The sequence below is a fragment of the Kribbella sp. NPDC104218 genome (genome assembly GCF_055584105.1).
On sequence record NZ_JBVJMQ010000001.1, the window covers coordinates 1,463,011 to 1,481,747 of the forward strand.

Below are 18,737 nucleotides of genomic sequence, written 5' to 3' on the forward strand. Positions count from 1 at the left end.
TCGGGGTCGGGACCGGGGTCGCACCAGGGTGCCCCCTCCCGGGGAAAGGGCTTACCGTGCGACGCTGATCACGTGAGACTCCGCCCCCTGACACCCGCTGACTACGCCGCGGTGCTCGCCCTCAACGAAGCCGCGGCCGGCCAGGTCGACCCGCTCGGACTCGACCGCCTCGACTGGCTCCGCCTGATCGCCGCCCACGCCGTCGTCGTCGAACAGGACACCCGCCCGATCGGCTTCGTCCTCACCTTCACCCCCGGCTCCGCCTTCGACGGCCTCGAGTTCACCTGGTTCACCACCACCTACGCCGACCGCTTCCTCTACATCGACCGCATCGTCGTCGACGCCCCACACCGCCGTCTACCGAGCCATCGAACGCGCCGCCACCCCCTTCGACCGAGCCGTCACCCACCACCGCACCCAAACCCCCGACCCCGCCGCCCCCGCCTTCCACCAATCCCGCGCCTACACCCCCCTGACCACCCACCACCGCCCCGACGGCACCGAAGTGACTCTCCTAGAGAAGCAACTCGGGTAGGGCCCGTTCCGCCAGGCCATTGCAATCGCGGTGCGGCGGCCGCGCGCCGCGGGGCGCGGCCCTCTGCGGCGCATTGTGATGGGCCGGCGATCCGGCTGTGGATAACCTCCCCGCCGCGCGCCGCTGATCCGTCAAGCTCGGTGCATGCCTGGTATCACCGACCTGCTGCGCCGGCGCGGCGGCGCCGCGACCTTCGGGCAGCTCCGCGCGGTCGCCTCGGGCCGCGCGATTCGTGCGGCGCTGACGGCCGGAGACATCCGGCGGATCGCGAAGGGCGTCTACGCGCTACCGCCACTCCCCGACCCACTCGCCGCGGCCCGCGCCCAAGGTGGTTTGGTATCGCATTCGAGCGCCGCACTCGAGTACGGCTTCGCGGTCCTCGACCTGCCCGACCAGCCGCAGGTCACGGTGCCGCGCGGTCAGCACCGACGGCTCAGCCCGATTCCTTGCGAGCTGCACTGGGCGGACGACGTTCCGTCCGACGACTGGTACACGACCAAACTCCGAACCGTGCTCGACTGCGCCCGTACGCTGCCGTTCGCCGCGGGCCTCGCCGTAGCCGACTCCGCGGTGCGGTGCGGCGCCGTCGACCGATCTCAACTCCGCGTCGGGGCCGCTGACCTCGTCGGCCCCGGCTCCCGGCGAGCGCGCCGCGTCGCGGCGGCGGCCGACGGCCGGGCCGAGTCGCCGTTGGAGTCGGCCCTCCGCGCAACGCTGATCGAGGCACGGATCGACGGTTTCGAACCGCAGCTCGTCGTCCGCGACGGCGCGTTCTACGCCCGCCTCGACCTGGGCCACAGCCGGCTCCAGGTCGCGCTCGAGACCGACGGCTTCGGTTTCCACAGCAAACGCGCGGACCTGGCCCGGGACTGCCGCCGCCACGTCAACCTCACGATCCGCGGCTGGCGCCTGCTCCGCTTCACCTGGGAGGACGTGATGTTCGACTCGACCTGGGTGATCGCCGCGGTCCGAGCAGCGATTGCCGGACCGCCAGGCCATCACAACGCGATCGACGTCGGCCGCGGCACGCTCACCGCACTGGCCGGCTGACCATTGTGATGGCGTGGCGGTGCAGCTCGGGCTAGAGGGGGCGGCCGGTGGTGAAGGTTTGGGTGATGAGGGGGACGCCGGGGCGGTAGGGGAGGTGGAGGTAGGAGGGGGCGTAGAGGACGGCGAAGTCGGCTTGGGCGCCGGGGCGTAGGTGGCCTATGTCGGTGCGGCGGAGGGCGGCGGCGCCGCCGGCGGTGGCGGACCAGAGGGCTTCTGCGGGGGTCAGGTGCATTTCGCGGACAGCGAGGGCGATGCAGAAGGGCATGGAGGAGGAGTAGCCGGAGCCTGGGTTGCAGTCGGTGGCCAGGGCGATGGTGACGCCGGCGTCGAGGAGGCGGCGGGCGTTGGGGTACGGCGAGCGGGTGGAGAACTCGATGGCGGGGAGAAGGCCGGCGACGACGCCGGACTGGGCGAGGGCGTCGACGTCTGCATCGGTGAGGTAGGTGCAGTGGTCGGCGGCCGCGGCGCCGACTTCGGCGGCCAGCTGGACGCCGGGGCCCTCGCCGAGCTGGTTGGCGTGGATGCGGGGCTGCAGACCGCGGGCCTGGCCGGCTTTCAGGATCGTGCGGGCTTGGTCGGCGTCGAAGGCGCCCCGCTCGACGAAGACGTCGATCCACTTGGCGTGCGGGGCGACGGCGTCCAGCATCGGGCCGGTGACGAGCTCGACGTACGCCGCGGGGTCGTCGGCGTGGTCGGCAGGGACGACGTGCGCGCCGAGGTACGTCGTTTCGTCGGTGAACTGCCGCGCGATCTCCAGCGACCGGGCCTCGTCGGCCACGCTGAGGCCGTAGCCGGATTTGATCTCGACCGTCGTCGTCCCCTGGCGGCGCATCTCGGTGACCAGGCGGGCGACGTTCGCGGTGAGCTGTTCGTCGGTGGCCTGGCGGGTGGCGGCGACCGTCGTCCGGATGCCGCCGGCGGAGTACGGCGTCCCGGTCATCCGGGCCGCGAACTCGGCGGCGCGGTCACCGGCGAAGACGAGGTGCGAGTGCGAGTCGACGAAACCGGGGATGACCGCGCGACCGCCGACGTCGATCGAGGTGTCCGCCGCGGGGGCCTGCAGGCGCGGGCCCGTCCAGGCGATCTTGCTGCCGTCGACGACGAGCGCGGCGTCGGTGAGCTCGCCGAGCGGACCGCCGTACGCCGGGTCGTTGGTCACCAGCGAGCCGATCCCGGTCACCAGAAGCGAGGTCATGCGGTCACGGCTCCGATCGAAGCGGCCAGCTCGGCGGCCACGTCCAGGTCATTGTGTTTGCCTTCGGCAACCAAATGGCGGCCGCCGGAGATCACGTCGGTGACATCGGCCGCGGAGGCGGCGAAGACCGCGGTCTCGGCGCTGCCGCCGGTGCCCGCGGTGCGAACGCTGTCGAGGCGGACGGCGACCAGGTCGGCGCGGGCGCCCACCTCGATCCGGCCGGCGTCGGGGAAGCCGATCGAGCGGTGGCCGTCGACGGTCGCCGCGGCCAGCAGCTCCGGCGCCGACCAGTGGCCGCGCTCCTGGGAGGCGAGCCGCTCGTCGAGCTCGACCGCGCGCATCTCCTCGAAGAGGTCGATGACGGCGTGGCTGTCCGAGCCGAGGGTCAGGCGGGAGCCGGCGTCACGCAGGGCGACGGACGGGCCGATCCCGTCGGCCAGATCGCGCTCGGTGGTCGGGCAGAAGCAGGAGTACGTCGCCGAGCTGCCGAGCAGGCCGATGTCGACGTTCGTCAGGTGGGTCGCGTGGACGGCGCTCGTCCGGCCGCTGAGGAAGCCGACCTCGTCGAGCACCTGGGACGGCGTCCGTCCGTAGGCCTCCAGGCAGGCGGTGTTCTCGGCGACCTGTTCGGACAGGTGGATGTGCAGCGGGACGTCGGGGAACGCGGAGGCGACCGCGCCGAGCTGATCCTGCGGGACGCCGCGGACCGAGTGCGCGGCCGCGCCGATCACGACGTCGTCCGAGCCCTTCAGCTCCGACACGCGCCCGGCCCAGCGCGCAGCGTCGCCGTCGCTGAACCGCTGCTGGACGTCGTTGAGCGGCTGGTCGATGCCGCCGGCGAGGTAGCAGGTGTCGAGGAGGGCGATCCGGACGCCGACGTCCTGGGCGGCGGCGATCAGCGCCGCGCCCATCGCGTTCGCGTCGTCGTAGCTGCGGCCGCCGGGAGCGTGGTGCAGGTAGTGGAACTCGCCGACCGCGGTGATGCCGCTGAGCAGCATCTCGCCGTAGACGGCGCGGGCGAGCTGGTAGTACGTGTCCGGGGTGAGGCGAGAGGCGACGGCGTACATCTGCTCGCGCCACGTCCAGAAGGTGCCGCGCTCGGTCTGCGTCCGGCCGCGGAGGGCGCGGTGGAACGCGTGGCTGTGGCAGTTCGCCAGGCCGGGCAGGACGAGCCCGGCGAGCCGGATCGCGTCACCGGCGGCCGCGTCGGTCTGCACCGACGCGATCCGGCCGTCGGCGACGGTGATCAGGACGCCCGCGGCGACGCCGGTGGGCAGGAGAGCGGTCGAGCACCAGTACGACGTCACTTCGCGAGGTCCTTCAGTACGGCGGCCAGCGCCTCGACACCGGCCAGACAGTCATCTTCTTCGGCGAACTCGGCCGGTGAGTGCGAGACCCCGGTCGGGTTGCGGACGAACAGCATCGCGGTCGGGATCCCCGCCGCCGAGAACACGCCGGCGTCGTGCCCGGCGCCGGTCGGCAGCACCGGCGCGCCGTCGAGTACGTCGACGATCCGGTCCCGCAGCCCGGCCGGGAAGTCCACGATCGGCGACACGGACTCCGGCGTCACGACCACCGTCGTCCCGTCCCGCTCGGCTCGCTCGACGGCCTGCCGGGTAATTGCCGCCAGCAACGACTCCAGCGTCGCCGTGTCGGCCGCCCGCGCATCCAGCCAGGCGGTCACCGTGGACGGGACGGCGTTCGTCCCGTTCGGCTCCACCGACAACCGCCCGAACGTCGCCCGCGCGCCCGCCAGCCGGGCCTGCTTGTTCGCGGCCAGCGCCGTCATCGCGTACGTGAGCATCGGATCGTGCCGGTCCTCCATCAACGTCGTCCCCGCATGATTCGCCTCACCGGTGAACGTGAACCGGTACCGCCCGTGCGGCCAGATCGAACTGGCCACCCCCACCGGCGCCGTCAACCCGCGCCCCTGCTCCACATGCAACTCGACGAACGTCCCCATCTTCGCCAGTAACGGCGACGGCCCGACCCCAGCCGGATCAACCCCGTCCGCCTCCAGCGCGGCCCGCAGACTGACCCCCTGCCGATCCGTCAGCCCCAGAGCCTTCTCCGCCGGCAACACCCCCGCCGCCACCCGAGACCCCAAACAAGGCATCCCGAACCGAGCCCCCTCCTCCTCCACGAACGCCCCCACCCCGATCGGCACACCAGGCGTAAACCCCTCCGCCCGCAACCGATCAACAGCCGCCAACGCAGAAACCACCCCCAACGGCCCATCAAAAGCCCCACCATCAATCACCGAGTCCAAATGACTCCCGGTAACAACCCCCCGGCGTGCAGCCGGCCCCCCGGCCGGCTCCCCGCCGGGTGCGTGGAGAGATGAGCCCGCGCCGTGCCCGGCGGAGCCGGATCCACGAGCGCCGGACCCGGCGGAGCCGGACGTGTCGGGGCCGTACCCCGGGACTCCGGCGGAGCCGGGGGCACCACCGGTGGGGTCCCACCAGGCGATGAGGTTGCCGATGCCGTCGGATTCGACGGTGAGGTCTCGGGTGGCGCATTCGGCGAGGAACCAGTGGGTGGCTTCGCGTTCGGTGGGGGTCCAGCCGCCTCGGGTGTAACCGCCGGTGTCGGGGTCACGGCCGATGGCGGACTGGGTTGCCCACAGGGATTCGAAACTCAAGGTCAGGCCAGCGGGTTCTTCGACAGCCAGTCCTTGGCGACCGCGTCCGCGCTCTCCTTGCCGACGTCGATGCGCTTGACCAGGTCGGTCAGGCCCTCGGTGGTGAGCTTGGCCTGGACGGCGTTCAGGGTCGAGGCGACGTCCGGGCTCTTGTGGTCGGTGCGGATCAGCGGAACGATGTTGTTCGGCAGGTGGATGTGCTCCGGGTCCTCGAGCACGACCAGGTTGTTGTCCTTGATCACGGACTGCGTGGTGAAGAACTGGGTGACCTGGACGGTGTTGTCGAGCAGCGCCTTCAGGCTCAGCGGGCCGCCCGGGTCGAGCGACTTGAACTCCTTGAACTCGATCCCGTAGACGTCCTTCATCCCGGCCACGCCGGCCTTGCGGGTCTTGAACTCGGGACCGCCGCCGGCGACCAGCTCCTTGCCGACCGGCTTCAGGTCGGCGATCGACTTCAGCGAGTACTTGTCCGCGGTCGCCTTGGTCACGACGATCGCGTCCTCGTCCGCGGCGGCCGACTTGTCCAGCACCTCGAGGCCCTTCGGCAACGCCGGCTGGATCGCCTTGTAGACGGCCTCGGCCTCGTTCTCGGTGGCGTCCTTCTTGAAGTAGACCAGCGTCGCGCCGGTGTACTCCGGGAGCAGGTCGATCGACTTGTCCTGGATGGCGGCCATGTAGACCTCACGGGCGCCGATGTTGAGCTTCTTGGTCACCTTGATGCCCTTGGCCTCCAGCGCCTGGGCGTAGATCTCGGCGAGCACCTGGCTCTCGGCGAAGTTCGCCGACCCGACCGTGATCGAGTCGACCTTGTCGGGTGCGGCGCCGCCGGCGTCACCGCCGCTCGACAGCGGGTCACCACCACCCCCGCAGGCCGCGAGGGCGAAAACCGCCGACGCGGCGATGGCGCTACGGATGAAGGTTCTTCTGAACACGGGGTCCTCCAGGGTCCGTTCTCAGTGCGCGCCGGCCGGTGCCGGTGCGGTCGAGTTCTTCTGGGTCTTGCGAATGCGCCCGGTCAGCCCGGCCGAGACGGCGTACCGCCCGATGAAGGCGAAGGCCAGGTCGAGCACGATCGCGAGCAGTGCGACCAGCACGGCGCCGGCCAGCATCTGCGGGAAATCACGGACCCCCAGTCCGTCGATCACGTAGCGCCCGAGCCCGCCGAGCGCGACGTACGCCGCCACGGTCGCGGTGGACACGATCTGCAGGGTGGCGCTGCGCAGCCCGGAGATGATCAGCGGCAGCGCGATCGGGATCTCCACCTTGGTGAGGATCTCGCGGCCGGTCATCCCCATCCCGCGGGCGGCGTCGATGGTCGCCCGGTCGACCCCCGCGACCCCGGCGTACGTCGAGGCCAGGATCGGCGGGACGCCGAGCACCACCAGCGCGATGATCACCGGCACCTGCCCGATCCCGATCAGCAGCACGATCAGCGTCAGCAGGCCGAGCGTCGGCAGCGCGCGCCACGCGTTCACCGTGTTGATCGCGACGAACGCGCCGCGCCGGGTGTGGCCGATCAGCAGCCCGACCGGGAACGCGATCAGCGCGGCGATCGCGAGCGACAGGAACGTGTAGCCGAGATGCTCGGCCAGCCGGACCGGGATCCCCTCCGAGCCGGACCAGTTCACCGAGTCGCCGAGGAAGTCGAAGAGCCCCTGGATCATGCGATCGCCTCCTTCACCGGCGCGATCGCGCGCGCCCACGGCGTGAGCAGCCGCTGCAGGCCGACCAGCGCGACGTCACAGATCAGCGCGAGCGCCAGCGAGAGGACGACGCCGACGATGATCGGGGTCAGGAAGTCCTGCTGGAAGCCCTGGGTGAACAGCTCGCCCAGGCCGCCGACGCCGATGATCGCGCCGACGCTGACCATCGAGATGTTCGCGACCGTGACGACGCGCAGCCCGGTGAAGATCACCGGGATCGCGATCGGCAGGTCGATGGTGAGCACCCGGCGCAGTGTGCCGTAGCCCACCGACACTGCCGCCTGCAGAACCTCTTCGGGCACCGAGCGCAACCCGTCGATCACGTTCCGGATCAGCAGTGAGACGGCGTAGATGGTCAGCGCGACGATGATGTTGACCGGCGAGAGGATGCCCGTCCCGAGGACGGCCGGCAGCACGATGAACAACGCGATCGAGGGCAGCGAGTAGAGCACCCCGCCGAGCGCGACCAACGGGTTCGCCAGCCAGCTGTACCGCGTCGCGACGTACCCCAGCGGCAGCGAGATCAGCAGCCCGAGCACCATCGGAATCAACGCCAGATAAAGATGCTCGCGCAGTTGCTCCCAGATCAGAGCGGAATTGTCGCCGATCCAACTCATGAGCGAATCGCTTCGGCGAGGGCGGCGTACTCGAGGACGCCGACGACCTTGCCGGTCTCGTCGACGCAGACGCCCTTGCCGACCGGGGAGGTGAGGACGGCGTCCATCGCGGCGCGCAGCGAATCGCCGCGCTGGAAGGTCGCGCCGATCGGCTCGAGCTCACCTGAGCCGTTCGCCCAGCCCTTCGGCGTACCGTCCTCGGCGCGGGCCAGCTCCCCCGGGACGTCGGTCAGCCGCAGTTTGTCGGCGGTGACGAACGTGAGGGCGCGGTAACCGCGGTCCTTACCGATGAAGCTCTCGACGAACTCGTCGACCGGGTTCGCGAGCAGCTCGGCCGGCGGGGCGAACTGGGCCAGCTTGCCGCCGACGCGCAGGACGGCGACGTTGTCGCCGAGTTTGACCGCCTCGTCGATGTCGTGGGTGACGAAAACCATCGTCTTACCGATGTCGCGCTGCAGCCGGAGCAGCTCCTCCTGGAGCTGGTTGCGGACGATCGGGTCGACCGCGCTGAACGGCTCGTCCATCAGCAGGATCTTCGGATCGGCCGCCAGCGCCCGCGCGACGCCGACTCGTTGCTGCTGGCCACCGCTGAGCTGGGCCGGGTAGCGATCGGCGAGTTTGAGGTCGAGACCGACCCGCTCGAGCAGCTCCAGCGCCGTGCTGCGGGTCTTCGTCTTGTCCCAGCCGAGCAGCTTCGGGACGGTCGCGACGTTGTCGAGCACGGTCTTGTGCGGGAACAGGCCCGCGTGCTGGATGACGTACCCGATCCCGCGCCGCAACTGGACGGCGTCCTGGGAGTTGATGTCCTCGTCGTCGATCGAGATCGTCCCGCTGCTGCGTTCGATGGTGCGGTTGATCATCCGCAGCGAGGTGGTCTTACCGCAGCCGGACGGGCCGACGAATACGGTGATCTGGTGGCTCGGGATCCGCAGGGACAGGTTGTCGACGGCGACGGTGCCGTCCGGATACCTCTTGGTGACGTCCTTGAACTCGATCATGGCGCCCTTTCGCGCTTGTCGTCGGTCGCCCGATTGACCCTAGCGGACCGAGCCCCCCAAAACAGGTGATCGGGGGTAATCTCGGTCCGCGGGAAAGTGCACCATAACGGTAGGGAATGAGCCGGTCGCAGCCGGTACTCAGGACTCCTGCATCGGAACCCGCACCCCACGCTCGGCGGCGACCCGCTCAGCAATGTCGTACCCGGCGTCGACATGGCGGATCACGCCCATGGCCGGATCGTTGGTGAGCACCCGCTCCAGTTTCTGCCGGGCCAGATCGGTGCCATCGGCAACCGATACCTGACCGGCGTGGAGCGAGCGGCCGATCCCGACGCCGCCGCCGTGGTGGATCGACACCCACGACGCGCCGGACGACACGTTCACCATCGCGTTCAGCAACGGCCAGTCCGCGATCGCGTCCGAGCCGTCGAGCATTCCTTCGGTCTCGCGGTACGGCGAGGCCACGCTGCCGGTGTCCAGGTGGTCCCGGCCGATCACGATCGGAGCCTCGAGCTCACCCGAGGCGACCATGTCGTTGAACCGGACGCCGGCCTTGTCCCGCTCACCCTGGCCGAGCCAGCAGATCCGGGCCGGCAGGCCCTGGAACGCGACCCGCTCGCCGGCCATCTTGATCCAGCGACTGAGGTGCTCGTTGTCCGGGAACAGGTCGAGGATCGCCTGGTCGGTCTTGGCGATGTCCTTCGGGTTCCCCGACAGCGCCGCCCACCGGAACGGGCCCTTGCCCTCGCAGAACAACGGCCGGATGTACGCCGGGACGAACCCGGGGAACTCGAAGGCGCGCGCGTACCCGGCCTTGCGGGCCTCGTCGCGGATCGAGTTGCCGTAGTCGAACACCTCGGCGCCGGCGTCCTGGAAGCCGACCATCGCCTCGACGTGCCGCGCCATCGACTCCTGCGCGCGCTCGGTGAACCCCTTCGGGTCCTTCTCCCGCGCCGTCGTCCAGTCGTCGAAGTCGACGCCCACCGGCAGGTACATCAGCGGGTCGTGCGCCGACGTCTGGTCGGTGACGATGTCGATCGGCGCGCCGCGCTGCAGCAGGTCCGGGACGATCGTGGCCGCGTTGCCGAGGACACCGATCGACAGCGGACGCCGGGCCTTGCGCGCTTCCTCGGCCAGGCTCAGCGCCTCGTCGACGGACGACGCCCGGACGTCGAGGTAGCGGTGCTCGATCCGGCGGTCGATCCGGGACGAGTCGACGTCGATGCAGATCGCGACGCCGTCGTTCATCGTGACGGCCAGCGGCTGCGCGCCGCCCATCCCGCCGAGGCCGGCGGTCAGCGTGACGGTCCCGGCCAGCGTGCCGCCGAACTTCTTCGCGGCGACCGCGGCGAACGTCTCGTAGGTGCCCTGCAGGATGCCCTGCGTCCCGATGTAGATCCAGGAACCGGCCGTCATCTGGCCGTACATCGTCAGCCCGAGCGCCTCCAGGCGGCGGAACTCCTCCCAGTTGGACCAGTCGCCGACCAGGTTCGAGTTCGCGATCAGGACCCGCGGCGCCCACTCGTGCGTCTGCATGACCCCGACCGGACGGCCGGACTGGACCAGCATGGTCTCGTCGGCCTTCAGTGTGGTCAGCGTGCGGACCATCGCGTCGAAGGAGTTCCAGTCCCGGGCCGCCTTGCCGGAGCCGCCGTACACGACCAGCTCGTCGGGGTGCTCCGCGACCTCGGGGTCGAGGTTGTTCTGCAGCATCCGCAGCGCGGCTTCCTGCTGCCAGCCTTGGGCGGTCAGCGTCGTACCGCGAGGGGCGCGCACGGGACGGGGTCCGGAGGACATGGGGTGATCCCTTCTAGAGGAGCGGGCCGGTGACGGCCTCGGCAGTGTGCAGATAGGTGCCATCGGCAACCAGACGGACCGAGTGCTCGATCTCCGGGGCCAGATGGCGGTCGGCCCCCGGGCCCTCGACGTACGTCCGGAGGGCATTCCGGACGGCCGCCGTGGCCGGGGACGGCGTGAGCGGGGCGCGCAGGTCGAGCGCCCGCGCGGCGGTCAGGATCTCGATCGCGAGAACGCGCTGCAGCCCGTCGATCGACTTGCGCAGCTTGCGCGCGGCGGACCAGCCCATCGAGACGTGGTCCTCCTGCATCGCGCTGCTCGGGATCGAGTCGACGCTGGCCGGGACGGCGAGCCGCTTCAGCTCCGAGACGATCGCGGCCTGCGTGTACTGCGCGATCATGTGCCCGGAGTCGACGCCGGGATCGTCGGCCAGGAAGGCGTTCAGGCCGTGGTTGCGCGCGACGTCCAGGAAGCGGTCGGTCCGTCGTTCGCTGATACTGGCCAGATCCGCGACGGCGATCGCGAGGAAGTCGAGGACGTAACCCACCGGCGCGCCGTGAAAGTTGCCGTTGGACTCGACGCGGCCGTCCGGCAGGACGACCGGGTTGTCGATCGCCGCGGCGAGCTCGCGATCGGCGACCGTGGCCGCGTGGACGGCGGTGTCGCGGACGGCGCCGTGCACCTGGGGTGAGCAGCGCAGCGAGTACGCGTCCTGGACGCGGTTGCAGTCCGGGCCGCGGTGGCTGGCGACGACGCCGCTGTCGGCGAGGATCGTGCGCAGGTTGGCGGCCGCCAGACCTTGCCCGACCTGGGGACGAAGCGCGTGCAGGTCGGCGGCGAAGACCCGGTCGGTGGCGAGCTGGCCCTCGACGCTCATCGCGGCGGCGATATCGGCGGTCTTCACCAGGCGATCGAGGTCCGCGAGCACGAGCACCAGCATGCCGAGCATGCCGTCGGTGCCGTTGATCAGCGCGAGCCCTTCTTTCTCGGCCAGCGTCACGGGCTGCAGACCGTTGGCCCGCAGCGCCTCGCCGGCGTCCCGAAGGTTGCCGTCGGCATCGCGAACCTGACCTTCGCCCATCACCGCGAGCGCGACATGCGAGAGCGGCGCGAGGTCGCCGGAGCAGCCGAGGCTGCCGTACTCGTGGACGACGGGGGTCAGCTTCGCGTTGAGCAGACCGGCGTACGCCTGTGCAGTCTCGACCTTGACGCCGGTGCGGCCGGTGGCGAGCGTGGAGAGGCGGAGCAGCGCGAGAGCGCGGACGACCTCGGTCTCGACCTCGGCACCGGATCCGGCGGCGTGCGAGCGGACCAGGCTGCGCTGCAGCTGGGCGCGGAGTTCGGGCGCGATGTGCCGGGTCGCGAGCGCACCGAAGCCGGTCGAGACGCCGTAGTGCGGGGTGTCCGCGTGGGCGAGGGCCTCGATGGCGGCGCGCGATTTCGCGATCTCCTCGAGCGCCTGGTCGCTGATCCGGACCTGCGCGCCGTCCCTCGCCACCGCGACGACCTCGGCCGCGCTCAGGGGGCCGACTCCGACGATCACCGTGCTGCTGGTCTGTTCCACTCGCTCATTGGACCGCTTGTCGGCACCCGAAGTAAGTCGCTGACACGCCGATTCTGTCTCGAATCTGAGACATCCGCTGGCCCCACACGCGCACTAGAGTCGGCGTATGGGGTTCGAAATTCGGCCGGCGACGCCGGGAGACGCGGCGGGAATCGCCCGCGTGTGGGCGGCGGCGATGCCGCATCTGGTGCAGACGGCGCGGGCGATCGAGGCGGGTCTGCGGACGAATCCGAACCGGGTGGTGCTGATCGCGCTCGTCGACTCAGCGGTGGTCGGCTACGGCAACGTCTACCTGCCGGAGCCGGACGAGTCGGCGCCCCGCGTCCGGATCACGGTGCACGTGTCCCCGGCGTACCGCGGGCAAGGGATCGGCTCGGCGCTTGCTACTCGCATCGAGGCGGCGGCCGCCGAAGCAGGTGCGGCCTCGCTGTTGATCGTGGTGTCGGACGACGAGGCGTCGCGGCGGTTCAGCGCGGCCCGCGGGTACACGCTCGGGCGCGAGCTGAGCCATTCGGCCGCCGATTTGAGCGCCGTACCGGATGCGCCGGCGGCGCCGGAGGGTCTGCGGGTGGCCGATTTCGACGCTGTTGAGCCGCGAGCGCTCTGGGAGGCGCTCGCCGCGACCGCGGACGACGACCCGAGCGGGCTGTCCGAAGCGCCGCCGTACGAGGACTGGCTCGCCAGCGAGTGGAACCACCCGGACCTGCGGCGGGACCTGAGCGTCGCCGTCCTGGACGGCGACACCGTGCTCGCCTTCACCACCACGACGGCCGACCCGGAGCGTCGAGTCACCTGGTCGGCGTCCACCGGTAGCATCCCGGCGGCGCGCGGGCGCGGGCTGGCGAAGCTGGTCAAGGCGGTCGCGCTGAGCCGCGCGCGGGACGCCGGGCTGCTCAGCGCCTTCACCGGGAACGACGCGAACAACAAGCCGATGCTCGCGGTCAACGAGTGGCTCGGGTACCGCGTCGCCGGGACGGCGTGGACCGCGGAGAAGACCCTGTGACCCGGTTGGCGCTGTCGCTGCTGTTCTTCCTCGGGCTCGCGCTGGGGATCGGCTATCTGGTGTCAGGTGACGACTACTTCGACTGGCCGGTCGCGGGCGGTCTGTTCGCGGTCGCTGTCGTCGGCGAGTTGATCCGCTGGCGCCTCCGGCGGCGTCCGGCGAAGAATTCGCCTCGTCAATCGTCCGGAATCTGAGACGGGGCAGTTACCCTGCCGTTGTGAGCGGCAACGTTCCGGCCTCGACCCGCACCCTGCGGGTGCTGACTTTCCTGGCGACCCAACCCGGCCCCGTACCGATGGAGCGCATCGCCTCCGCGGTCGGTCTGCCACGCTCCTCGACGTACCACTTGCTGCGCGCAATGATCGAGGAGGCCTTCGTCGTCCACCTCCCCGAGGAGAAGCGCTACACCCTCGGCGTCGCCGCCTTCGAGATCGGCTCGGCGTACCTCCGCCACGACCCCCTCGAACGCCTCGCCCGCCCACTCCTCGCCCAACTGGTCGCCGAGATCGGCCAAACCGCCCACCTCGGCGTCCTCCACGGCCGTGAACTCGTCTACCTGCTCAAAGAACAACCCCCACGCCCGGTCACCCTCGTCACCGACGTCGGCGTCCGCCTCCCCGCCACCCTCACCGCCTCCGGCCGGGCCCTCCTCGCCGAACTCCCCCCGGCCCAGGTCCGCGCCCTCTTCCCCACCCCCGACTCCTTCGTCCGCCGCACCGACAAAGGCCCCGAGTCCCTCACCCAGCTCCGCCGCCTCCTCGCCGACGAAAAACGCCAGGGCTACGCCTTCGAAGAAGGCCACATCACCCCCGGCCTGGCCTCCCTCGCCACCGCCGCCCTAGACCACGCCGGCCACCCCGCCGCCTCCATCTCCATCACCTTCCGCACCGACACCCTCACCCCCGCCGACCACCCCGCCCTAACCCACCGCCTCCGCCAAGCCGCCACCGCCCTAACCAGACGCCTCCACGGCTGAGGAAGTCCGGTTCCACAGGCCATCACAATGGCGGCCTCGGGCGGCCTTCAGGCGTAGGCCAGGTCGCCGTAGCGGATTGTGATGGGCTGGGCGTCCGGGCCCGAGCCGGTGGGGCGGGTCTGAACGTACGACGACCCTCCGGGCCACCTGAGCTCGGAGGGTCGTCGTCGGCCGCGGCATCCACGTCGCGGCGGGTTCGGGGGGTTACCAGGAGGACTTGGTGATGCCGGGCAACTCGCCGCGGTGCGCCATCGTGCGGAAGCGGACTCGGGAGATGCCGGCCTTGCGGAGGTAGCCGCGGGGGCGGCCGTCGGCCACGTCGCGGTTACGGACCCGGATGGGGCTGGCGTCGCGGGGGAGCTTCTGCAGCCGCAGTTGGGCGGCCTCGCGGTCGGCGACCGGGGTGGTCGGCGCCGCGATGATCCGCTTGAGCTCGGCCCGGCGCTCGGCGTACAGGGCGACGACGCGTTTGCGCTGCTCGTTCTTGGCGATCTTGCTGGCCTTGGCCATCAGCGCTCTTCGCGGAAGTCGACGTGCTGCCGCAGCTTCGGGTCGTACTTACGGATGACCAGCCGGTCGGGATTGTTCCGGCGGTTCTTCCGCGTTACATAGGTGAACCCCGTGCCCGCCGTACTGCGGAGCTTGACGATCGGACGGAGCTCGTTGCTCTTGGCCATACTGTTCCTTTCCTCAAGTACGCGGTTCAGTGTACCTTGTAGTGGTAATCATTTTCAATAAGGCGGGAGTGCGGATGCTGCCGGTGACCTTGCTGACCGGGGTCGACGAGGATTTTCGCGGGACGACAGGGGCCGGCCTGCTGGCCACCGCCGGGCCGACCGGTGTCCTGGTCGAGTACGACGTCCGCGACCTGCCCAAGGGTGAGGTCGTCCGGATCGCGCGGACGGCGACCGGCGTGATCGACCGCGAGGTGATCACGATGGGCCACCCGTGCGTCTCGTGCGCCATGCGCGGCACGCTGGTCCAGCTGCTCCGCAGCATCGCGGCCGTCGATCGGTACGCCGTCGCGATCGTGTCGGTCCCCGGCGCCGGGGACACCCAGGCCCTGGCCGAGGAGATCGCCCGCGACGGCGGCGGCGACCTCCGGGTGGACGCCGTCATCACCGCGATCGACACCGCGACCGTCGTCGTCGACCTGACCGGTGAGGAGCTGATCCAGGACCGCGGGATCGCCACCGCCGCCGAAGACGGCCGCGCGATCGCCGAGGTCGTCGCCCGCCAGGTCGAGTACGCCGACGCCGCCGTCCTGAGCTCGGATGACGAGACCACGCGGGCCCTGGTCCAGGCGATCAACCCGCAGGTACGCGTCCAGACCACCCCGGCCGGCCTGCTCGCCGTCCGCCTGCACGACCCGGATGCCGCCGAGACCAGGACCGAGCCCGGCTCGATCACCGCGCCGATCCACCAGGACGGCCCGGTCCGGACGCTGGTCTGGCAGTCCCCTCGCCCGTTCCACCCCGAGCGTCTGTACGACGTCCTCGAGGAGCTCGTCGCCGGGACGGCGCGCGGTCGCGGGACGGTCTGGATCGCGACCCAGCACCGCAGCCGGCTCAGCTGGGACAGCTTCGGCACGAATATCGCGATCGGCGTCCTCGGCCCCTGGCTCGCCGACCTCCCGGCCGACCGCTGGGCGAGTGTCGGCCAGCAGCACCAGGCCCGCTCGGCCCTGGAGTGGCACCCCGAGCACGGCGACCGCGGGTCGTACCTGTCCATCACCGGCGTCGGCCTCGACGTCCGGGAATTAACCGACCGCCTCGACGGTTGTGTCCTGCGTGCGGACGAAGCGGTTCATCCACTGACCGATCCGTTCGCCCCTTATCTGGAAGGAAGTACCGCAGCATGAAGAACGGCATTCACCCCGACTACCGCCGGGTCGTCTTCCGGGACAAGTCCGGCAACTTCAGCTTCCTCACCGGTTCGACGCGCGAGAGCAGCGAGACCATCGTCTGGACGGACGGGAACAGCTATCCCGTCATCGACGTGGAGATCTCGTCGGCCAGCCACCCGTTCTACACGGGTCAGCAGCGCGTGATGGACACGCAGGGCCGCGTGGAGAAGTTCAAGAAGCGCTACGGCCAGTCGTAACCCCCAGAACTGCGGAAGGGCTCACTCGGGGCGGAGTGGGCCCTTTCGCATGTCCGGACCGATCTGTCTCGGATCTCAGACGCCGATCCGGGCGCGGCGGCTGCCAGGCGAGGCCTACCGGTCGCACACTGGGCCAATGGAGCCGGTGGAGCTTTCCGGGGTTGGATTGGCGCCGTTGGACGCCGTCGCGCTGGCGCAGCGGCGGACCGCGGTGCGGCTGGGTGACGAGGCCCGGAAGCGGATGCAGGAGTCCGCGAGCGCGGTCGCGGAGGTGGCCCAACGACAGCCCGTGTACGGGCGGACGACGGGTGTCGGCGCCAACCGCGACGTCCTGACCGCCGACCCCGAACACGGCGCCCGTCTGCTCGGATCGCACTCGACGACCGGTACGACGTCCTATCCGAACGACGTCATCCGCCTCGGCCTCCTGATCCGGGTGAACCAGCTCGCCGCCGGCGGCTCCGGGCTCGAGCCCGAGGTCGCCGACGCGATCATCACGCTGCTCAACGACGGCGACCTGCCCGACCTGCATCGCGGCGGCGCGATCGGCACCGGCGATCTCGGCCCGCTCGCCGAGCTCGGCCTCGCCCTCGGCGACGTCATCGACGGCACCAGCGCCCTACCCCTGCTCTCCAGCAACGCGCTCACCCTGGCCGAGTGCTGTCTCGCGTACGTCGAGGCCGCGACGCTGATCAACGTCGTCCCGATCGTCGGCGCACTCTCGCATGTCGCGCTGCGCGGTAACGCCGAGGTGTACGACGTCCGCGTGCACGAAGCGCGTCCGCAACCGGGCCAGGTCCGGGTCGCGCGCCGGATGCGCGGGTTGCTCGAGGGGCTGCCGCTGCCGCCGGCCCGGGTCCAGGACCCGTTCGGACTGCGCGCCTTCGCGCAGGTCCTCGGCCCGGCCGTCGACCATGTCGATGCCCTTGGCAACAGTCTTCGCATCGACATCAACGCCTCGGCGGAGAACCCGCTGGTCGCCGGGGACACCGTTTTGCACAACGGCAACTGGCACGCGATGCCGATCGCGCTCGCCCTCGACTCGCTCCGCCTGAGCCTGCACAGTGTCGCGACCCTCTCGACGTCCCGCGTCGCGAACCTGGTCGACCCGGACTTCACCGGCCTCAGCCGCTTCCTGGCCAGTGGCGCCGAGGCCAGCTCCGGCGTGATGATGATCGAGTACGTGGCCCACGACGCGCTCGCCGCCGTCCGATCCGCCGCGCAGCCCGCCACCCTCGGCACCGCGACGCTGTCCCGCGGCGCCGAACACCACGCGAGCTTCGCCCCACAGGCCGCCGTCCTCACCGCCCAGCTCCTCGACGCCCTCCGCGAGGTCATCGCCAGCGAGCTGGTCACCGCCGTCCGCGCCACCCGCCTGGCCGGCCTCACCCCCGAAGCCCTGGCCCCCGCCGCCATCGCCCCCTGGCTCGCCGACGCCCTCGCCGCCCTCCCCGGCGACCTCACCGACCGCTCACTCCGCGAAGACCTCGAGATCGCCCGCGGCCTGTTGACCCAGTGGGGCGACCGCCAAGTCGAACACCCAGCCGAGTCCGCCTAGAAGGCGGACCGCCAACACTCACCAACCTCCGCAGCGCGCGGTCCGGCACGCTCAGCCGACCCCCGAAAACCCCCGTCGGAAGCAGTTGGTGAGTGGGAGCGGTCCGCCCCTTCGGATCAGAGCCGTCCGTAGGCCTTCAAGGTGCGGAGCGCACCGACGGTGACGATGCCGCGGTACTCGAGCGTCGCCGCCTGCCCCGGCGGCTCCCAGGTGATGGCCCAGCCGCCGTCCTCCTGCTGGTCGGCGATCAGCCGATCGAGATGCGCCTCCAGGTCGGCCTCGGTGAACAACCCGGCCCAGACGCTGTCCGGAGTCGGCGCGAGGTGCAGCGGCGTCACGCCGTACGACGGGTCGGCGGCGTCAGCCCGGAAGTAGGAGAGCTTCGGCAGCCACTCCCGAACCCGATCGAGCTCGACCGAACCGGCGTACTCCAAGTACTCCAACGACTCATGCAACGAATGCGCCTCGGTCGGCAACCCATTACGCAGCTGCTCCGCACACCAGGCCCCAGCCAGCTCGACCCACGGGTGCTCGACACCCAACTTCCCCAACCGGCCAACCAACCCAGCAGTGGGATTGAGACTCGGTTCGTAGGTCCACTCGCTCATATGCGCCGCCCGCGGGTAGCCCTCGATCACCGGCGCCGCGAGCGAAACCGCCCCCTCGGCCGTAGCCACCGACGCCAGCCACTCAACGGCCCGCCCGACCATCTCGGCATCCCGAGCCCCGGCCGCCAACAGGATGTCGAACGCCGTCTCGACGTCCAGCCCCAAGCTGTCCGGACACCGCTTGTCCGGCTCCAGCCCATGCCCGAACCCGCCGTCCGCGTTCTGGTACCCGCGCAGCGCGTCGACCACCCCCGCCGGCTCAGCCCCCTCGAAAACCGTCGCGAACAACCGATTCTCGACCAGCCGCGCCTCACGCCGTACGAAATCCCGCCCTGCGCCCAAAATGTCCATACCCATCACCCTCCACTACCCGAGCCGCCCAGGTCTTG

20 protein-coding genes are annotated in these 18,737 nt (G+C 70.7%); 7 read left to right on the forward strand and 13 right to left on the reverse strand.

Annotated elements, in window-relative coordinates; genetic code table 11:
- Positions 1-51 precede the first annotated feature (51 nt).
- Positions 52-351 (reverse strand): hypothetical protein, encoded by a 300-nt coding sequence (locus tag ACZ6ZD_RS06935; protein ID WP_465669155.1) that lies wholly within the window; start codon positions 349-351, stop codon positions 52-54.
- Between the two features lie 328 nt (positions 352-679).
- Here ACZ6ZD_RS06935 and ACZ6ZD_RS06940 point away from each other — a divergent pair, with 328 nt between their 5' ends.
- Complete coding sequence (locus ACZ6ZD_RS06940; protein ID WP_465669157.1) at positions 680-1,585, forward strand: DUF559 domain-containing protein; 906 nt, start codon at positions 680-682, stop codon at positions 1,583-1,585.
- Positions 1,586-1,616: 31 nt separating this feature from the next.
- Here the strand turns inward: ACZ6ZD_RS06940 and hutI are convergent, their stop codons facing one another.
- From hutI to hutH, 9 genes are all read right to left on the reverse strand, one after another.
- Positions 1,617-2,780, reverse strand: coding sequence for an imidazolonepropionase (hutI, locus tag ACZ6ZD_RS06945; RefSeq protein WP_465669159.1), 1,164 nt, complete (start codon positions 2,778-2,780; stop codon positions 1,617-1,619).
- Entirely contained in the window at positions 2,777-4,087 is a 1,311-nt protein-coding gene (locus tag ACZ6ZD_RS06950; RefSeq protein ID WP_465669161.1) for a formimidoylglutamate deiminase, read from the reverse strand. The genes hutI and ACZ6ZD_RS06950 overlap by 4 nt, the downstream gene beginning before the upstream one ends.
- Positions 4,084-5,040: an allantoate amidohydrolase gene (locus ACZ6ZD_RS06955; protein ID WP_465672638.1), complete on the reverse strand. Its 957-nt coding sequence runs from the start codon at positions 5,038-5,040 to the stop codon at positions 4,084-4,086. The genes ACZ6ZD_RS06950 and ACZ6ZD_RS06955 overlap by 4 nt, the downstream gene beginning before the upstream one ends.
- 383 nt (positions 5,041-5,423) lie before the next feature.
- Positions 5,424-6,353, reverse strand: a complete 930-nt coding sequence (locus ACZ6ZD_RS06960; RefSeq protein WP_465669163.1) for an ABC transporter substrate-binding protein — start codon at positions 6,351-6,353, stop codon at positions 5,424-5,426.
- Between the two features lie 21 nt (positions 6,354-6,374).
- Entirely contained in the window at positions 6,375-7,085 is a 711-nt protein-coding gene (locus tag ACZ6ZD_RS06965) for an ABC transporter permease (protein ID WP_465669165.1), read from the reverse strand.
- Positions 7,082-7,741, reverse strand: a complete 660-nt coding sequence (locus ACZ6ZD_RS06970) for an ABC transporter permease (RefSeq protein WP_465669167.1) — start codon at positions 7,739-7,741, stop codon at positions 7,082-7,084. Before ACZ6ZD_RS06970 ends, ACZ6ZD_RS06965 begins: the two co-directional genes overlap by 4 nt.
- A complete protein-coding gene (locus ACZ6ZD_RS06975) occupies positions 7,738-8,739 on the reverse strand; it encodes an ABC transporter ATP-binding protein (protein WP_465669169.1) in 1,002 nt (333 codons plus the stop codon). Before ACZ6ZD_RS06975 ends, ACZ6ZD_RS06970 begins: the two co-directional genes overlap by 4 nt.
- A 138-nt stretch (positions 8,740-8,877) precedes the next feature.
- The gene (hutU, locus tag ACZ6ZD_RS06980) at positions 8,878-10,536 is read right to left on the reverse strand and encodes a urocanate hydratase (protein WP_465669171.1); all 1,659 of its coding nucleotides are present in this window, start codon (positions 10,534-10,536) and stop codon (positions 8,878-8,880) included.
- 13 nt (positions 10,537-10,549) lie between these two features.
- Positions 10,550-12,100: a histidine ammonia-lyase gene (gene hutH, locus ACZ6ZD_RS06985; RefSeq protein ID WP_465669173.1), complete on the reverse strand. Its 1,551-nt coding sequence runs from the start codon at positions 12,098-12,100 to the stop codon at positions 10,550-10,552.
- A 106-nt stretch (positions 12,101-12,206) separates the two neighbouring features.
- Between hutH and ACZ6ZD_RS06990 the strand changes: the two genes are divergently transcribed.
- From ACZ6ZD_RS06990 to ACZ6ZD_RS07000, 3 genes are read left to right on the forward strand one after another with little or no spacing between them, the layout of a single operon-like run.
- Positions 12,207-13,103: a GNAT family N-acetyltransferase gene (locus ACZ6ZD_RS06990; protein WP_465669175.1), complete on the forward strand. Its 897-nt coding sequence runs from the start codon at positions 12,207-12,209 to the stop codon at positions 13,101-13,103.
- Complete coding sequence (locus ACZ6ZD_RS06995) at positions 13,100-13,297, forward strand: hypothetical protein (RefSeq protein ID WP_465669177.1); 198 nt, start codon at positions 13,100-13,102, stop codon at positions 13,295-13,297. Before ACZ6ZD_RS06990 ends, ACZ6ZD_RS06995 begins: the two co-directional genes overlap by 4 nt.
- 23 nt (positions 13,298-13,320) lie before the next feature.
- The gene (locus ACZ6ZD_RS07000) at positions 13,321-14,079 is read left to right on the forward strand and encodes an IclR family transcriptional regulator (RefSeq protein ID WP_465669179.1); all 759 of its coding nucleotides are present in this window, start codon (positions 13,321-13,323) and stop codon (positions 14,077-14,079) included.
- Positions 14,080-14,283: 204 nt separating this feature from the next.
- Here the strand turns inward: ACZ6ZD_RS07000 and rpsN are convergent, their stop codons facing one another.
- Positions 14,284-14,589, reverse strand: a complete 306-nt coding sequence (gene rpsN / locus ACZ6ZD_RS07005) for a 30S ribosomal protein S14 (RefSeq protein WP_465669181.1) — start codon at positions 14,587-14,589, stop codon at positions 14,284-14,286.
- Positions 14,589-14,756, reverse strand: a complete 168-nt coding sequence (gene rpmG / locus ACZ6ZD_RS07010; RefSeq protein WP_171674025.1) for a 50S ribosomal protein L33 — start codon at positions 14,754-14,756, stop codon at positions 14,589-14,591. Before rpmG ends, rpsN begins: the two co-directional genes overlap by 1 nt.
- Positions 14,757-14,830: 74 nt before the next feature.
- Between rpmG and ACZ6ZD_RS07015 the strand changes: the two genes are divergently transcribed.
- The 3 genes from ACZ6ZD_RS07015 to ACZ6ZD_RS07025 all read left to right on the forward strand — a co-directional run bounded on the left by ACZ6ZD_RS07015 (position 14,831) and on the right by ACZ6ZD_RS07025 (position 17,740).
- On the forward strand, positions 14,831-15,940 hold the full coding sequence (locus ACZ6ZD_RS07015) for a CobW family GTP-binding protein (protein ID WP_465669183.1): 1,110 nt from the start codon (positions 14,831-14,833) through the stop codon (positions 15,938-15,940).
- Positions 15,937-16,182, forward strand: a complete 246-nt coding sequence (locus tag ACZ6ZD_RS07020) for a type B 50S ribosomal protein L31 (protein ID WP_465669185.1) — start codon at positions 15,937-15,939, stop codon at positions 16,180-16,182. Before ACZ6ZD_RS07015 ends, ACZ6ZD_RS07020 begins: the two co-directional genes overlap by 4 nt.
- 136 nt (positions 16,183-16,318) lie before the next feature.
- Positions 16,319-17,740: an aromatic amino acid lyase gene (locus ACZ6ZD_RS07025; protein ID WP_465669187.1), complete on the forward strand. Its 1,422-nt coding sequence runs from the start codon at positions 16,319-16,321 to the stop codon at positions 17,738-17,740.
- Positions 17,741-17,856: 116 nt separating this feature from the next.
- On the opposite strand, the gene ACZ6ZD_RS07030 is transcribed toward ACZ6ZD_RS07025, so the two are convergent.
- Positions 17,857-18,699, reverse strand: a complete 843-nt coding sequence (locus ACZ6ZD_RS07030) for a hypothetical protein (protein WP_465669189.1) — start codon at positions 18,697-18,699, stop codon at positions 17,857-17,859.
- Positions 18,700-18,737: the final 38 nt, after the last annotated feature.

Bases quoted from the DNA above. Each gene is read 5' to 3' on its own strand.
- ACZ6ZD_RS06940 (WP_465669157.1), top strand. From the start codon at position 680: ATGCCTGGTATCACCGACCTGCTGCGCCGGCGCGGCGGCGCCGCGACC.
- hutI (WP_465669159.1), bottom strand. From the start codon at position 2,780: ATGACCTCGCTTCTGGTGACCGGGATCGGCTCGCTGGTGACCAACGAC.
- ACZ6ZD_RS06965 (WP_465669165.1), bottom strand. From the start codon at position 7,085: ATGATCCAGGGGCTCTTCGACTTCCTCGGCGACTCGGTGAACTGGTCC.
- ACZ6ZD_RS06970 (WP_465669167.1), bottom strand. From the start codon at position 7,741: ATGAGTTGGATCGGCGACAATTCCGCTCTGATCTGGGAGCAACTGCGC.
- ACZ6ZD_RS06975 (WP_465669169.1), bottom strand. From the start codon at position 8,739: ATGATCGAGTTCAAGGACGTCACCAAGAGGTATCCGGACGGCACCGTC.
- hutU (WP_465669171.1), bottom strand. From the start codon at position 10,536: ATGTCCTCCGGACCCCGTCCCGTGCGCGCCCCTCGCGGTACGACGCTG.
- ACZ6ZD_RS06990 (WP_465669175.1), top strand. From the start codon at position 12,207: ATGGGGTTCGAAATTCGGCCGGCGACGCCGGGAGACGCGGCGGGAATC.
- rpsN (WP_465669181.1), bottom strand. From the start codon at position 14,589: ATGGCCAAGGCCAGCAAGATCGCCAAGAACGAGCAGCGCAAACGCGTC.
- rpmG (WP_171674025.1), bottom strand. From the start codon at position 14,756: ATGGCCAAGAGCAACGAGCTCCGTCCGATCGTCAAGCTCCGCAGTACG.
- ACZ6ZD_RS07015 (WP_465669183.1), top strand. From the start codon at position 14,831: ATGCTGCCGGTGACCTTGCTGACCGGGGTCGACGAGGATTTTCGCGGG.
- ACZ6ZD_RS07020 (WP_465669185.1), top strand. From the start codon at position 15,937: ATGAAGAACGGCATTCACCCCGACTACCGCCGGGTCGTCTTCCGGGAC.
- ACZ6ZD_RS07025 (WP_465669187.1), top strand. From the start codon at position 16,319: ATGGAGCCGGTGGAGCTTTCCGGGGTTGGATTGGCGCCGTTGGACGCC.
- ACZ6ZD_RS07030 (WP_465669189.1), bottom strand. From the start codon at position 18,699: ATGGACATTTTGGGCGCAGGGCGGGATTTCGTACGGCGTGAGGCGCGG.